The following is a 14228-nucleotide window of genomic DNA, read 5'->3' as shown; positions in this document are numbered from 1 at the left end:
TGCTGACGGAAAAAGGAGCCGCCCTTGCTTAGCTACGACAACAAGCAAACCCTCGAACCACCCGCATTCCTAGAAAAAAAGAGCAGCAAAAAAGCCTATCTCTTCCGCAATACCGACGGAGCCGAACCCATCCTCACCCGCCACTACGACGCCCATTTCCAGCCCGATGAAGCCTACAGGGCTAGCCTACCCGACATGACCGAGACCGTGGACTCGGTAGAGGGGGCTAATGTGGCCATCCAGCAGGTCGGCATCTGTGGTTTTCGGCTGCCGCTCAGGTTCGCTACCCCCACCGGCGAGGCCCTGACCCTCGAGGCCCGGATCACCGGAACAGTCTCGCTCGAGGCCAACCTCAAGGGCATCAACATGAGCCGGATTATCCGCACCTTTTATACCCGCAAGGATGAGGTCTTTACCCTGGAGACCCTGACCCACCTGGTGCGCGACTACCAGCGCGAGCTGGAAAGCCTGGATGCCCGGATCAAGGTGAGCTTCAGCTATCCCACCCTGGTTCCCTCGCTGCGCTCGGGGCTGGAGGGTTACCAGTTTTACGACGCCAGCTATGAGGCTCTGGCCGAAGGCGCTAAGCCCATCCGCCGCTTCATCACGCTGGACTTTGTCTACTCCTCGGCCTGCCCCTGCTCGGCTGAGCTAGCCGAGCACGCCCGCGACACCCGGGGGGTCTACGCCATCCCCCACAGCCAGCGCTCCAAAGCCCGCCTCCGGGTTGAGGTAGCCCCAGGGGCCCGCCTGCACCTAGAAGACCTCATCCAGCACGCTCGCCAGGCGCTGAAAACCGAAACCCAGGTGATGGTCAAACGGGAAGACGAACAGGCCTTTGCCGAGCTGAATGGGGCCTACGTTAAGTTCGTAGAGGACGCCGCCCGGCTGCTTTACCAGGAGCTCAACACCGATGGGCGCATCCGCGACTTCCAGGTAGCCTGCGCCCACCTCGAGAGCCTGCACTCCCACGACGCCGTCTCGGTCATCGTCAAGGGGGTGCCCGGGGGTTTCCGCGCCGACTTCAGCGATTTTGCCAACCCTATCTCAATCTAGCACTCCCGCCTCCCGCGCGGCCTGCTCGAGGGCGTTCCAGGCCAGGGTAGCGCACTTAACCCGGGCTGCTAGCTTGTGCACCCCAGCCAAGGCGGCCAGATCGCCCAGGGCCGGGGTGGGGGCGGCCCCATCCACCACCACGGCCTTGAACTGCTGCTTTAGTGCCAGGGCTTCCGTCCAGGGCTTGCCCTTGACCAGCTCGGTCATCAGCGAGGCCGAGGCTTGGGAGATAGCACACCCCTGCCCACGAAAGCGCACATCGGCTATGCGCGTCCCATCGGTCAGCACAAAAAGTTCCACCTGATCGCCACAGGAGGGGTTATCGCCCATTACCCGCAGGTTGGCCCCCGGCAGCTCGCCAAAGTTGCGGGGGGACTTGTAGTGGCGCAGGATGATCTCTTTGTATAGTTCATCTAAAAGACCCATGCTCTGGCTATAGCCTACACGATAGGCGCTCCGTACGGACGGCCCAGCACCTGATGGGGCGTGGCGATCAGGTCCATGGTGCGCTCGGCCTCGCAGGGCAGCTCGTCGAAAAACATCAGGGTATGGGCTAGGGTGGCCCAGGGTGCGGCCACCTCGAGCCCCCTGGGGGGAAAACCATACCCTTTGCCCAACCAGCGGCCCTGTGCATCCACCGCCACGCTGCCTACCAACACCAGGTCTATAGGCATCTGGCTTAGTTCGATGGGCCGCCCTAGCCGGGCGATCTCCCGCACCCGCCTAAGGGCTTGGGGCTGCAGGCCCTCGAGGCTCAGGTAGCGCCCAGCCCGGTCGGGGTGGGGCATCAGCAGGCGCTTGCCCTCGCGCAGCGCAGCCTCGCGCAAAGGTTTGAGCACCTGATCGGGGCCCGCCAACACCACCTGGGCCCGCTGCCAAGCGGAAAGGCCCATCAAGCGCTCGGCCGCCCGGCGGGCCCCTATGAAGTTGGGGTGGTGGCCATGGGGCGGGGTGGGGTAGGCCGCAGCGTGGTACTGGGCCAAGGCCCCCCAGACTAGCTCCCGTACCTCACCTTGGGTCATAGGGTTATTTTCCCACAGGCCTTAGCCCTCGCCGGTCAACAAAAGCCGGAGAAATACGGCATCAGAAAAACCGCTGCGCTGACCCAAAAGTGCATCGGCGATACCCTCGGCCTGGCGCACCACCACCAGGCCCAGCTTGCGGCTCACGTAAAGCCGCTGGTCGCCCGCTCCAGCCGCCAGCACCAGGTCGTCGGGCAGGCCCGGGGTGGAGGCCAGGGGATCCAAGGCACGGCCAGTGGGGCCAAGGGCCCTACGCTGTGCTGGATCAATGGGCCGGGCCAACCACCAGGTCAGGCCGTAAAGGGGATTGACCCCGGAGGGCACAAAGCAGGCCTCGAGCAGCCCTGCCTCCACAACCCGCTGCCCCCGCCAAAGCCCACCCCGGCGCACCAGCTCACCGAACAGCGCCCAGTTTTGTGCGGTCAGAAAAGCCCCAGAGGGCAGGTGGGGCAGGCCATCTGGGCCCCGGCGCCAGAAGGCGTACTCTAGGCCAATGGGCCGGAAGATGCGGCGCTGAAGGTACTCGAGGGGGTCGCCCCCTAGCTTGCGGCGCAGTACCTCGCCGAAAACCTGAAAGGGAATCGGCCCATAGGAAAAGCGGGTTCCTGGTGGGGCCTCGGCCGGGGTCTTTATGGCCTCAGCATAGGTGGGTGGGCGGGCTAAGCGGCCTCCAGGAATACCGCTGGTCAAATTCAAGAGCTGGCGCAGGCTGATTTGGCTCCGCCAGGGGTCGGCCCGCCACTCCTCTAGGGTCTGGGCTAAAGGTTCGTCCAGGGTAAGCAGTCCATCCTGCTGAGCCGCAACCGCCAGCACCCCCCAGAAGCTCTTGGTGCCGCTGGCCAGCTCGTGGGCCCGCTGAGGCTGGCCCTGGTTGGGATAGTCTTCGAACACCACCTGGCCCTCGACCATAACCAGCAGGGCAATCCCCCGGTGGGCTGCCGAATAGGCCGCCGCCAAGCGATGATAGCGGGGGTTCAGTGGGTTGGCCCTCGAGCCCAACCCCAAAGCGGCTAAAAAACCCTTAAGCAAGGTGCGCCGGTGCATAGCCACAGCTTAGCCCATATGGCTGAAGCGCAGCGGCCTTAGCTGGGGCAACGCCAGCAGGTATTGCCGGTAGGCCTCGAGGGCTGCCTTACGCTCGGCCTCGCTCATTTCAGTGGGCCCATAGACAATGAAAGGCGGCAAAACCTCCATTCCGCAGTAGGCCAGGCAGCCATAGTGAATGGGCTCCAGCACCCGCAGCAAGTCGCGTTCCGGGGCTTGCTGGTAGTAGTCGGCCCGGGCCCCCACAGTAAGGCTAAGTAGGGCCTTTTTGCCCTTTAGAAGGCCATTTTCGAAGGAGTGGGCCTCGTCGTAGGCAAAACCGCAAGCAAAAACCCGATCCATCCAGCCTTTGAGGATGGCCGGCATCCCGTACCACCAGTTGGGGAACTGAAAAAGCAGCAGGTCGGCCCGGCGCACCTTTTCTATCTCCGGCTGGATGGCGCTTAGGTCGCCTTGGAGTTCCTCCGCACTGAGCACCGGATTGAAGCGCATGGCATATAGATCGGAAAGAAGAATACTGTGCCCGGCACGGCTCAGGGTGCCCACCGCCACCTCCCGCATAGCCGCGTTGAAGGAATGAGGGTTGGGATGGGCATAGACGATGAGCACATTCATCGACCTTAGAGCCTACCCAAGAGCTATCCCGGGTTGCAACGCTTCCGCCGGGTAAGCCTGTTACGCCCTATATAAGTTCTTTTTATGAATAAGCCCACATTTTACAGTTGCTTTATAAGGACAAATGTCCCTAGGATTTGCCAGGGCCTATACGATAGTTAGAACAAGACCCAAACCAGGAGGTGCTTTAGTGTGCGACGACTACGCTCGCGCAATTTCCGCCTAAAGGCCCTTTTCTACGGGGCACTGCTGGGGCTTGGGGTGCTGCTGGTGGTGGTTTTTTCCGGCGTGGCCGTGGGGGGGTTCGACCCACGGGTAGGAGTGACCATCGAGCAGCCGGTACCCTTTAGCCATGCCCTGCACGTAGGCCAGCTCGGGATGGACTGCCGCTACTGCCACAGCGCAGTGGAGCGGGCCAGCTACGCCGGGCTACCGCCCACTGAGACCTGCATGACCTGCCACAGCCAGATCAAGGCCCAAAGCCCCCTGCTGGCCCCTGTGCGGGAAAGCTGGCAGAGCGGCCAGCCCCTGCGCTGGAACCGAGTGGCCTGGGTACCCGATTTCGTTTACTTCAACCACGCCATTCATGTAGCCAAAGGGGTGGGATGCGCCACCTGCCATGGGCCGGTGCACCAGATGCAAGTTCTGGTACTCCACCAGGCCTTCGAGATGCGCTTCTGCCTGGAGTGCCACCGCAACCCAGCGGCCTTCTTGCGGCCCAAAGAGGAGGTTTTCAACATGAACTACCAGCCGCCGGCGGAACTGCTGGCCCTGGGCCAACGCCTGCTCGAGGCCCACAAGGTGCAGACCGCCAACCTGGACGACTGCTCGGTCTGCCATCGCTAGGAGGTGGGGATGTCGCGCGATGAAGAGTTTTTCTGGCGGGCCTGGGGGTGGCCCGAGTTCGACCGACGGCGCTTTTTACAGCTAATGGCCGCCTCGCTGGCCTTGGGGGGGCTGGTGGCCTGTACGCCAGTCTCCCGGCGCAAGGCTGTGCCCTATGTCAAGCAGCCCCCAGGGGTGGTGGAGGGTGGGGTGGCCTACTACGCTACCGCCTTTACCCTGGGGGGCTTTGCCCAGGGCCTTCTGGCCAAGAGCTACCATGGGCGGCCCATCAAGCTGGAGGGCAACCCCGAGCACCCCTCGAGCCGGGGCAAAAGCGACGCCCTAGCCCAAGCGGCCCTTCTGGGCCTTTACGACCCTGACCGCAGCCAAAGCGTGCTGCGCCAGGGCCAGCCCAGCACCTGGGAGGCCTTCGGCCAGGCCCTAAAGGAGCGGCTGGCCCAGCAGCAGGCCAGCGGGGGTAGGGGGTTGCGCATCCTGACCGAGCGGGTGACCTCGCCTAGCCTCGAGGCTCTGCTGCGCCAGCTGTTGCGAACCTACCCCCAGGCCCGTTGGATCAGCTACGAACCCATCGCCTGGGACAGCCTCTATAGCGGAACCCGCCTGGCCTTGGGGCAGCCCCTCTGGCCGGTCTACCGGCTGGAGGCCGCCCAGGTGATTCTGGCCCTGGAGGCCGACTTCCTGCACGCCTTCCCCGGCAGCGTAGCCTACCAGCAGGCCTTCGCCCAGGGGCGCCGGCCTGGGGAGGGCATGAACCGGTTGTACGCGGTAGAGTCGGGGCTAAGCCTCACCGGGGCGGTAGCCGACCACCGGCTGGGGCTCAAACCCAGCCAGCTCGAGGCCCTAGCCCGCGATCTGGCCCACTACCTAGGCCTGTTGCCCGGCCCAGCCCTGCTGCCCGAGCAGGCCACCTGGCTTAAGGCCCTGGCCGCCGACCTGGAGGCCCACCGCGGAGCCAGCCTGGTCGTGGCCGGCCCCCAGACCAGCCCGGCTGTGCAGGCCATCGCCCAAGCCCTCAACCTAAGCCTCGGCAACCAGGGCCGCACGGTGACCTACCTGCCACCCCTGGAGGCCCGCCCCGAGGGCAGCTTAGCCGAGTTGGTACAAGAGATGCAAACAGGGCAGGTAGACACGCTTTTAATCCTCTCGGCCAACCCCGTCTATACCGCCCCCGCCGACCTCGAGTTCGCCCAGGCTTTGGCCCAAGTGCCCTTCAGCGTCCACCTGGGCCTCTATGCCGATGAAACCGCAGCCCATACCACCTGGCACCTACCCGAAGCCCACTTCCTCGAGGCCTGGGGCGATGCCCGGGCCCACGACGGCACCCTAAGCCTGATTCAGCCGCTCATCGAACCCCTGTACGGCGGGAAAAGCGCCGCTGAGGTGCTGAGCCTAGCCCTGGGTAACCCGCAAAGTAGCTACGAGCTGCTGCGAAGCCATTACCAGGCCCTTTGGGGAGCTACCGGTTTCGAGGCCCGCTGGCAGAAAGCTGTGCACGACGGGCTGGTCGCGGGCTCAGCCCCCGCGCCCCGGCAGGTGGCCTTGCAGCCCGGCTGGGCCCAAAGCCTGCCAGCCTACCAACCCCAGGAAGGGCTGGAGCTGGCCTTCCGCCCCGACCCCATGCTCTTCGATGGGCGCTTTGCCAACAACGCCTGGCTGCAGGAAGCCCCCAAGCCCCTCACCCACCTCACCTGGGACAACGCCCTAATCTGTGGCCCCCAGACCGCCGAAGCTTTGGGCCTCTTGGGGCCGATACGCCAGGCCGAGGCCCGCTTCGCCCCCGAGCGGCCCGTGGTAGCCCTGGAAGCTGAAGGACGGCGGCTCGAGCTACCCCTCTGGGTGGCCCCCAACCACCCGGAAGGCTGCTTCACCCTGTACTTAGGGCATGGCCGCACCCGGGCCGGACAGGTGGGCAACAAGGTAGGTTTCGACGCCTACCGGCTGCGCACCCAGGCGCATCCCGACTACGTGGCGGGGGTGACGGTGCAACCTACCGGGCGACGCTACCCTTTGGCCAGCACCCAGCAGCACTTCAATCTGGAGGGGCTCGAGATCTTCCACGACGAGCCTTTGTCCGCTTACCAGGCCACCGCGGCCAAGGCCAAGCCCACCCCCTCCCTTTATCCTGAATGGCCCTCGGAACCCCATGCCTGGGCTATGGTCATCGACAGCTCCTTGTGTACCGGCTGCAACGCCTGTGTGCTGGCCTGCCAGGCCGAGAACAACATCCCGGTAGTGGGCAAGGAGGAGGTGCTGCGGGGACGGGAAATGCACTGGATACGCATCGAGCGCTACCATCACGAAGACCGGGTACACCACCAGCCTGTACCCTGCCAGCACTGCGAAAAAGCCCCCTGCGAGCCGGTCTGCCCGGTAGCCGCCACGGTGCACTCGGGCGAGGGGCTCAACCTGATGGTCTACAACCGCTGTGTGGGCACCAAGTACTGCTCCAACAACTGCCCCTACAAGGTGCGCCGCTTTAACTTCTTCCCCTATGCAGAGGCCTTCATCGGCCAGGGCGACCCCCGGGCTGCCCAGCAAAGCCCCCTCACCCTGTTGATGAACCCTCAGGTGAGCGTGCGTAGCCGCGGGGTGATGGAAAAGTGCACCTACTGCGTGCAGCGCATCGAGGAAGCCCGTGTCCAAGCCAGCAAAGAGGGGCGGCCTATCCAGCCCAGTGAGGTACAGACCGCCTGCCAGCAGGCCTGCCCCTCGGGAGCCATCGTCTTCGGCGACCTCAAAGCCCCGGACAGCGCTGTGGCTGCGCTGCGCCAGGACCCGCGGCACTTCACCCTACTTTCCGAGATTAACACCCGGCCTCGCACCACCTACCTAGGCCGGGTGCGCAACCCCAACCCTGCTTTGAAGGAGCGTGGCGATGCAAGCTAAACCCACCGGAGACACCACCCTCATCCAGGGCGAGCACACCTACCAGAGCCTGGCCGACAAGCTAGTCGGGGTGGTGGAAAAACCCCCACCCCGCATTTGGTGGCCCCTAGTCCTGCTGGGGGGGCTGGGCACGGCTTTTCTGCTCTACGCCATCCTGGTGACCTTTTTGCAGGGGCTAGGCACCTGGGGGATTAACATCCCGGTAGCCTGGGGCTTCGACATCGTGCACTTTGTCTGGTGGATTGGGATTGGCCACGCGGGTACCCTGATCTCGGCCATCCTGGTGCTGATGCGCCAAGACTGGCGCGACTCGCTGAACCGCCTGACCGAGGTCATGACCCTTTTTGCTGTACTCTGCGCCGCTATCTTCCCCCTCATCCACATGGGTCGCCCGCAGTATTTCTACTGGTTGCTGCCCTACCCCAACAGCCTGGCCATGTGGCCCCAGTTCAAAAGCCCCCTGGCCTGGGACGTGCTGGCCATCATGACCTACCTCACCATTTCCACCCTTTTCCTCTACCTGGGCCTGATCCCCGACCTGGCCCTGCTGCGCGAGCGGGCCAAAAGCCGGCTGGCTCGAGCCTTCTACGGGGCGCTCTCCTTAGGCTGGACGGGCAGCGCTACCCACTGGCACCGCTACCGGGCAGCCTACGTGCTGCTGGCCGGGCTGGCCACCCCGGTGGTGATCTCGGTACACTCGGTGGTGAGCCTGGACTTTGCCTACGGGCTGGTGCCCGGCTGGCACATCACCGTCTTCCCCCCCTTCTTCGCTGCAGGGGCCATCTACTCCGGGTTCGCCATGGCCCTGACCCTAATCATCCCCCTGCGCAAGTGGTACCGGCTGGAGGAGGTCATCACCCTGCGGCACCTGGACTGGATGGCCAAGGTGATGCTGGCCAGCGGCTTAGGGGTGGCCTACATTTACCTGCTTGAGCTCTTCGTGGCCTGGTACTCTGCCGAGCCCTACGAGCTACGCCAACAGGCCTGGCGTTTTAACGGGCCCTATGCCCCCTATTTCTGGGCCATGATGCTCATCAACGTAGGGATATTGCAGCTTTTGTGGTTTCCCCGCTTCCGCCACAGCCTGCCCTGGCTCTTCCTGATCTCGGTGCTGGCCAACGTGGGGATGTGGCTCGAGCGCTACGTTATCGTCATCATCAGCCTATCGCGCGACTTCCTGCCCTCCAGCGCAAAGCTTTTCCACCCCACCTGGGTAGACTGGGGCCTGTTCATCGGTACCTTCGGCTTCTTTGTGCTGGGCATTGCCCTTTTCATCCGCATCTTCCCCCCCATCGCGGTGGCGGAGATGCTCCACCTTTTGCACAAGCTGCGCTTCCACAAGGAGGAAAGCCATGCTGCACGGTCTGATGGCCTACTTCAAAACCCCCGAGGAGCTTCTGGAGGCGATTCCTCGGGTTAGGGCCGCGGGGTACCGCTACCTCGAGGCCTATACCCCTTTCCCGGTCGAGGGGCTGGCAGACGCTCTGGGTCGGCGCGACGAGCGCATCCCCTGGATTGCCTTCAGCCTGGGGGTGGTGGGGGCCTTGGTGGGCTTCGGCATGCAGGCCTGGACCCAGGTGGTGGGGTACCCGCTCAACATTGGGGGCAAGCCCCTGTTGGCCTGGCCGGCTTACGTGCCCATCACCTTCGAGCTCACCATCCTGACCATTACCCTGGGCCTCTTCGTGAGCCTTTTGGCCCTCAACAACCTCCCCCTGGCCTACCATCCGGTGACCCAGGCCCCAGGCTACCGCCAGGCCCTGACCGACCACTTTGCCCTATACCTGGAGGCTCGAGACCCCCGCTTTGACCTGGAGGCCACCCGGGCATTTCTGCAAACCCTGGGGGCCGAGGTAGAGGAGGTGTCCCGTTGAGGCCCTTGCTCCTCCTTCTAGGGCTGCTTTTGGCCGGGTGTGGCTGGATGTGGGAACAACCTAAGGCCAAGGCCTTTGCCGAAAGCGGCTTCTTTGCCGATGGACAAACAGGCCGCCCCGCCCCCCAAGGCAGCGTGGCCCGAGGGCACTTGGAACCGGTGCCGGGCTTTTACACCGGCCAAGGGCCCCAGGGCCTGCTGGAAAGCGTACCCATTGCGGTGAATCTGGCCCGGGGAAAAGAGGTCTACCAGATCTTCTGCGCCGTCTGTCACGGAGCCCAGGGTGCAGGCAACGGCCCCGCAGTGGCCCGGGGCTTCCCCCAGCCCGCCTCCTTCACCAGCGAGCGCCTGTTGGCCGCCCCGCCGGGTTATTTTTTCCTCGCCGCCACCCAAGGGTTTGGCCGGATGATGGGCTACGCCTCGCGTATCCCTCCCGAAGACCGCTGGGCGGCCGTGGCCTACATCAAGGAATGCATTCAGAAAAACAACTGCCCTGGAGGTAGCCATGCAGCAGGTTCTCCCTGAACGCTCTACCGGCCTAAACCGGCTGGGCCTAGCCCTAGCCCTAGCCGGTGGGGCGACGCTCTTGCTAGGCCTGATCTTAGGCGCACCAGTGGCCCAGGCCTATCTGTTTGGGTATACCTTCTTCCTAGCCCTAACCGTAGGTACCCTGGCTGTTTTACTCCTGCACCACTTGCTGCGCAGCCAGTGGGGGCTAGCCTTGCAACCCTTTCTAGAGGCCTCGGTCTCTACCCTGCCCCTCCTGGCCCTCCTGGCCCTACCCCTCTTCCTTTTCCTGCCGGAGCTTTATCCCTGGGCCCGGCCCACCCAGGTCGCCGAGGATCCCATCCTGCAGCACCGGCAGCCCTACAACAACCCCATCTTCTTTGCCATACGGCTGGTGCTGTACTTTGCCCTCTTCCTCTTCCTGGCCGGGCGCATGACCCGCTGGGGCCAAGCTGAAGGAGCCGTAGCCCAGCGGCGCACCGAGACCGCCGCCTGGGGGCTGGCTCTATTGATGGTGGGCGGCACCTTTCTGGCCTTCGATCTACTGATGGGCCTCGAGGCCCACTTCTTCTCTGCTTCCTATGGGGCTTTGTTTGTGGTGGGGCATGCCCTGGGTGGTCTGGCCCTGGCGGTAGCCTTAGCCACGCGCAGCCCCGCGGTGGCCGCCTGGCTTTCCCGCCGCAACCTGCAAAACCAGGCCAACCTGCTTTTGGCTTTGAGTATCATCTGGGTCTACCTGGCCCTGACCACCTTCATCATCATCTGGGGAGCCGATCTACCCCACGAGGCGGAGTACTACCTGCCCCGCACCCAAGGCCTCTGGGGCGGGGTGGCGGTTTCCCTCTTGCTGGGCCAGTTCTTCCTGCCCTTCTTGGCTTTGCTCACCAACCCCCCCAAGCGGGAACCCCGGGTACTTTTTTACATCGCCTTGTGGATTGTGGCTTTTCGCCTGGTGGATCATGCCTGGACGGTTTTGCCCTCCTTCCAACGCGCACCCAGCTGGGCCGACCTGGCTGCGTTGCTGGGGGTGGGTGGGCTGTGGCTTTTGGTTTTCCTGCGCGGTTTGGCCAGAAGTTTTAGGGAAAACCAAAGCCAAGGAGGCTGAAGGGCTACACTTCTATCGCCTGGCCCCAATGGGCTAGAAAAGCTTGCTGGCCTCGCTCGTGCAAAGCCCCTCCTAGGCTTTCCAGCTTGTCCTTCTCCCCATGCACCAAGGCCACCCGGGGCTGACCATCTAGCCAGTCCAGTAGCTCATCCCGGCCCGCGTGCCCGGAAAAGCCTCCTAGGGTGTGGGTTCTGGCCCGCACGGACACGGTTTCACCAAATAGGCGCACCCTATCGGCCCCGTGGATGAGCAACTCCCCCAGACCGCCCCTAGGCTGATAGCCTAAAATAATCACAGCATTCTTGCTGTCCGGTAAGCCCAGCCGAAGGTGGTGCAGGATACGCCCGCCCGAGAGCATGCCGTTGCCCGCAATAACGATGAGTGGCCCTTCCCTAAAGTTGAGGGCTTTAGAGGCCTCTACGCTTTGGGTGTACTCCAGCTGTTGGGGCCGGAAGGGATCGAGCCCCTGAGCGTAGATATGCTGAACCTCAGGGCTAAAAAAGTCGCGCAACTTGGGGTAGATTTCGCTAATCTTAGAGGCCATGGGCGAGTCCACAAACACCGGTACGCTAGGGATAGCCCCACGCAGCTCGAGCTCGCGGATGTAAAACAATACCTCCTGGGTACGCTCGAGGGCAAAAGAGGGGATGAAAACTTTGCCTCCTTGGCCCAACACCTCTCGCAAAATTCGAGCAAGCTCCTCTACGGTAGCGGCAAAAGGGCGGTGGGCGCGGTCACCATAGGTGCCCTCACAAACCACCAGATCAGCCTGGGTAGGATAGTCTGGATCAGGCAGTACATCCTTGCGCCGGTGACCTAGATCACCGCTGAAAATCAGACTGCGTCCCTCGGCTTCCAGCTGAACAAAAACGCTTCCTGGCAGGTGCCCGGCATTGCGCAAACGGTAGCGGAATGGGCCCAAATCCCGGGTCTGGTAAAGGACGACCTCCTCTAAACGGTCATATAGCTCCACCAGATCGGGCTCGTCCCAGGGCAATGGGGGGGCTGGACGTCCTTTGCGCAAAAGGCGCTCCCGCTCTTCCAGCATCAGCTTGAGGGCATCCTGCAAAATGACCGGTAGGATAAGCCGGGTAGGTTCAGTCACATACACCCGGCCGGAATAGCCCCGCCGCAATAAGCGGGGCAGGCGGCCAATGTGGTCAAGGTGAGCATGGGTGATGAGCACGGCATCTACTGTTCGGGGGTCGAAGCCAAAGGTGTCTGTGTTGCGCTCCTCGTCAGCCCCTTGGTAGGCCCCGCAGTCCAGCAACAGTCGGAAGCCCTTGTGTTCAACCAGGTGGCAGCTCCCTGTGACGGTCTGGGCTGCGCCAAAAGCTGTTATTTGCATGGGCCTACTGTACCAAAGCGCCTTCCCACGCAGTTGCTATTGCCTTTCACGCGCTCTTTACCCAGCTTGACAGCCCTTTGCGCGTGTTGTAACCTTACGACTTGGACAAGGTTCGACCCCTCTGTCCAAAGCGCACCATCGGAAGAACAGCAAGCCGGGCCACCCTAGCTCAACTGGTAGAGCACCCGACTTGTAATCGGAAGGTTGTCGGTTCAATTCCGATGGGTGGCTCCACATGGGCAGGTGGCCGAGTGGTTAAAGGCGACAGACTGTAAATCTGTTCTCTTCGGAGTTCGATGGTTCGAATCCATCCCTGCCCACCAAAGCGCCTACGGTGCGCTGTGTGCCTCCAGCCTGCGTCGGGCCCTGCTTCCGACGTCAAGCGCCGGGCCCAGGCAGCGTAAAGCGCTACGTGCGGGAATAGCTCAGTTGGTAGAGCATCTGCTTCCCAAGCAGAGGGTCGCGAGTTCGAGTCTCGTTTCCCGCTCCAAGCGCTAGAGGGCGCGACAAAGCTGGGTTGCGCCTCGTGTGCCCCAGGTCGCGCCCTAAAGCCTGCTCGGGTAGCTCAGCTGGTAGAGCACACCCTTGGTAAGGGTGAGGTCGTCGGTTCAAGCCCGATCCCGAGCTCCAAACCCACACCGCCCGTTCACCGCTGCGGGCGGTGTGTTCCTGAAAGACACCCAGCGGAAGCCAAAGGAGGCGAAACACATGGCGAAAGGCGTATTTGAGCGCACCAAACCCCACGTGAACGTGGGGACCATCGGACACGTAGACCACGGGAAGACCACCCTGACGGCGGCGATTACCTACGTAGCGGCGGCGGCCAACCCTAACGTGGAGGTACAGGCCTACGACCAGATCGATAAGGCGCCGGAGGAGAAGGCCCGGGGGATCACCATCAACACGGCCCACGTGGAGTACGAGACGGAGAAACGGCACTACTCCCACGTGGACTGCCCGGGGCACGCGGACTACGTGAAGAACATGATCACTGGGGCGGCCCAGATGGACGGGGCCATTCTGGTGGTTTCGGGGACCGACGGTCCCATGCCCCAGACCCGGGAGCACATTCTGCTGTCGCGGCAGGTGGGGGTGCCCTACATTGTGGTCTTCCTGAACAAGGTGGACATGGTGGATGACCCGGAGCTGTTGGACCTGGTGGAGATGGAGATTCGCGACCTTCTGAACCAGTACGAGTTTCCCGGGGATGAGACCCCCATCATCCGGGGCTCTGGGCTGAAGGCGCTGGAACACATGATGGCCAACCCCAAGACCCAGCGTGGGGAGAACGAGTGGGTGGATCGGATCTGGGAGCTTTTGGACGCCATTGACTCGTACATTCCCACGCCCCAACGGGATGTGGATAAGCCCTTTTTGATGCCGGTGGAGGACGTATTTACCATCACCGGACGGGGTACGGTGGCCACCGGGCGGATCGAGCGGGGCAAGATCAAGACCGGGGACGAGGTGGAGATCGTAGGCCTGCGCGAGACCCAGAAGACGGTGGTGACCGGGGTGGAGATGCACCGCAAGACCCTGACCGAGGGGATTGCTGGGGACAACGTAGGGCTGTTGCTGCGGGGGATTGGCCGGGAGGATGTGGAGCGGGGCCAGGTGCTGGCCAAGCCCGGTAGCGTGACGCCGCACACCAAGTTCGAGGCCTCGGTGTACGTGCTGAAGAAGGAAGAGGGGGGTCGGCACACCGGGTTTTTCACCAACTACCGGCCGCAGTTCTACTTCCGCACCACCGACGTGACCGGGGTGGTGCAGCTCCCGGAGGGCGTGGAGATGGTGATGCCGGGGGATAACGTGACCTTTACGGTGGAGCTCATCAAGCCCATCGCCATGGAGGAAGGTCTGCGCTTCGCCATTCGCGAAGGAGGCCGCACCGTAGGGGCTGGCGTGGTGTCCAAGATCATCGAGTAA

General features: G+C 63.3%; 13 protein-coding genes and 4 tRNA genes. 12 read left to right on the top strand and 5 right to left on the bottom strand.

All coding sequences use genetic code 11. The annotated features are described in order from the left end of the window. Positions 1–24 precede the first annotated feature (24 nt). Positions 25–1056: a GTP cyclohydrolase FolE2 gene (gene folE2, locus G552_RS14760; protein ID WP_084640376.1), complete on the top strand. Its 1032-nt coding sequence runs from the start codon at positions 25–27 to the stop codon at positions 1054–1056. On the opposite strand, the gene sufU is transcribed toward folE2, so the two are convergent. From sufU to G552_RS0104515, 4 genes are read right to left on the bottom strand one after another with little or no spacing between them, the layout of a single operon-like run. After that, complete coding sequence (gene sufU / locus G552_RS0104530) at positions 1048–1482, bottom strand: Fe-S cluster assembly sulfur transfer protein SufU (RefSeq protein ID WP_027881946.1); 435 nt, start codon at positions 1480–1482, stop codon at positions 1048–1050. The two genes, folE2 and sufU, sit on opposite strands and share 9 nt — an antisense overlap. A 14-nt stretch (positions 1483–1496) precedes the next feature. Continuing rightward, positions 1497–2078 (bottom strand): 5-formyltetrahydrofolate cyclo-ligase, encoded by a 582-nt coding sequence (locus G552_RS0104525; protein ID WP_027881945.1) that lies wholly within the window; start codon positions 2076–2078, stop codon positions 1497–1499. 21 nt (positions 2079–2099) lie between these two features. Further along, positions 2100–3122, bottom strand: a complete 1023-nt coding sequence (locus tag G552_RS0104520; RefSeq protein WP_027881944.1) for a serine hydrolase domain-containing protein — start codon at positions 3120–3122, stop codon at positions 2100–2102. A 9-nt stretch (positions 3123–3131) separates the two neighbouring features. Then, positions 3132–3737, bottom strand: coding sequence for an NAD(P)H-dependent oxidoreductase (locus G552_RS0104515; RefSeq protein WP_027881943.1), 606 nt, complete (start codon positions 3735–3737; stop codon positions 3132–3134). A gap of 192 nt (positions 3738–3929) precedes the next feature. Here G552_RS0104515 and G552_RS0104510 point away from each other — a divergent pair, with 192 nt between their 5' ends. The 6 genes from G552_RS0104510 to G552_RS0104485 are packed head-to-tail and all read left to right on the top strand — an operon-like array spanning position 3930 to position 10954. Further along, a complete protein-coding gene (locus tag G552_RS0104510) occupies positions 3930–4583 on the top strand; it encodes a cytochrome c3 family protein (protein ID WP_027881942.1) in 654 nt (217 codons plus the stop codon). Between the two features lie 9 nt (positions 4584–4592). Continuing rightward, positions 4593–7469: a 4Fe-4S dicluster domain-containing protein gene (locus G552_RS14755; protein WP_084640375.1), complete on the top strand. Its 2877-nt coding sequence runs from the start codon at positions 4593–4595 to the stop codon at positions 7467–7469. Next, positions 7459–8889 carry an NrfD/PsrC family molybdoenzyme membrane anchor subunit gene (nrfD, locus tag G552_RS14750; protein ID WP_084640374.1) on the top strand — a complete coding sequence of 477 codons (1431 nt, stop codon included), beginning with the start codon at positions 7459–7461 and terminating at the stop codon, positions 8887–8889. The genes G552_RS14755 and nrfD overlap by 11 nt, the downstream gene beginning before the upstream one ends. After that, positions 8822–9343, top strand: a complete 522-nt coding sequence (locus G552_RS0104495; RefSeq protein ID WP_027881941.1) for a DUF3341 domain-containing protein — start codon at positions 8822–8824, stop codon at positions 9341–9343. The genes nrfD and G552_RS0104495 overlap by 68 nt, the downstream gene beginning before the upstream one ends. Next, positions 9340–9867 (top strand): c-type cytochrome, encoded by a 528-nt coding sequence (locus G552_RS0104490; protein ID WP_027881940.1) that lies wholly within the window; start codon positions 9340–9342, stop codon positions 9865–9867. The genes G552_RS0104495 and G552_RS0104490 overlap by 4 nt, the downstream gene beginning before the upstream one ends. Next, entirely contained in the window at positions 9848–10954 is a 1107-nt protein-coding gene (locus G552_RS0104485; RefSeq protein WP_051195679.1) for a hypothetical protein, read from the top strand. The genes G552_RS0104490 and G552_RS0104485 overlap by 20 nt, the downstream gene beginning before the upstream one ends. Before the next feature lie 4 nt (positions 10955–10958). Here the strand turns inward: G552_RS0104485 and G552_RS0104480 are convergent, their stop codons facing one another. Next, complete coding sequence (locus G552_RS0104480) at positions 10959–12302, bottom strand: MBL fold metallo-hydrolase (protein WP_027881938.1); 1344 nt, start codon at positions 12300–12302, stop codon at positions 10959–10961. A gap of 158 nt (positions 12303–12460) precedes the next feature. On the opposite strand from G552_RS0104480, the gene G552_RS0104475 reads away from it, so the two are divergent. The 5 genes from G552_RS0104475 to tuf all read left to right on the top strand — a co-directional run bounded on the left by G552_RS0104475 (position 12461) and on the right by tuf (position 14228). After that, positions 12461–12536: transfer RNA gene (locus G552_RS0104475), tRNA-Thr, on the top strand. Between the two features lie 3 nt (positions 12537–12539). Beyond that, positions 12540–12625: transfer RNA gene (locus G552_RS0104470), tRNA-Tyr, on the top strand. 91 nt (positions 12626–12716) lie between these two features. Continuing rightward, positions 12717–12792, top strand: a tRNA-Gly gene (locus tag G552_RS0104465). Between the two features lie 64 nt (positions 12793–12856). Continuing rightward, positions 12857–12932 (top strand) — tRNA-Thr (locus tag G552_RS0104460). A gap of 78 nt (positions 12933–13010) precedes the next feature. After that, a complete protein-coding gene (gene tuf / locus G552_RS0104455) occupies positions 13011–14228 on the top strand; it encodes an elongation factor Tu (protein WP_027881937.1) in 1218 nt (405 codons plus the stop codon).

Source organism: Meiothermus rufus DSM 22234, from assembly GCF_000423425.1.
Taxonomy (GTDB): domain Bacteria; phylum Deinococcota; class Deinococci; order Deinococcales; family Thermaceae; genus Meiothermus; species Meiothermus rufus.
This window is presented reverse-complemented; position numbering and strand designations above follow the sequence as displayed.

Excerpts from the sequence above, each read along its gene's own strand:
- G552_RS0104520 (WP_027881944.1), bottom strand. The coding sequence starts at position 3,122 with ATGCACCGGCGCACCTTGCTTAAGGGTTTTTTAGCCGCTTTGGGGTTG.
- nrfD (WP_084640374.1), top strand. The coding sequence starts at position 7,459 with ATGCAAGCTAAACCCACCGGAGACACCACCCTCATCCAGGGCGAGCAC.
- G552_RS0104485 (WP_051195679.1), top strand. The coding sequence starts at position 9,848 with ATGCAGCAGGTTCTCCCTGAACGCTCTACCGGCCTAAACCGGCTGGGC.
- G552_RS0104515 (WP_027881943.1), bottom strand. The coding sequence starts at position 3,737 with ATGAATGTGCTCATCGTCTATGCCCATCCCAACCCTCATTCCTTCAAC.
- G552_RS14755 (WP_084640375.1), top strand. The coding sequence starts at position 4,593 with ATGTCGCGCGATGAAGAGTTTTTCTGGCGGGCCTGGGGGTGGCCCGAG.
- G552_RS0104525 (WP_027881945.1), bottom strand. The coding sequence starts at position 2,078 with ATGACCCAAGGTGAGGTACGGGAGCTAGTCTGGGGGGCCTTGGCCCAG.
- G552_RS0104495 (WP_027881941.1), top strand. The coding sequence starts at position 8,822 with ATGCTGCACGGTCTGATGGCCTACTTCAAAACCCCCGAGGAGCTTCTG.
- G552_RS0104480 (WP_027881938.1), bottom strand. The coding sequence starts at position 12,302 with ATGCAAATAACAGCTTTTGGCGCAGCCCAGACCGTCACAGGGAGCTGC.
- sufU (WP_027881946.1), bottom strand. The coding sequence starts at position 1,482 with ATGGGTCTTTTAGATGAACTATACAAAGAGATCATCCTGCGCCACTAC.
- tuf (WP_027881937.1), top strand. The coding sequence starts at position 13,011 with ATGGCGAAAGGCGTATTTGAGCGCACCAAACCCCACGTGAACGTGGGG.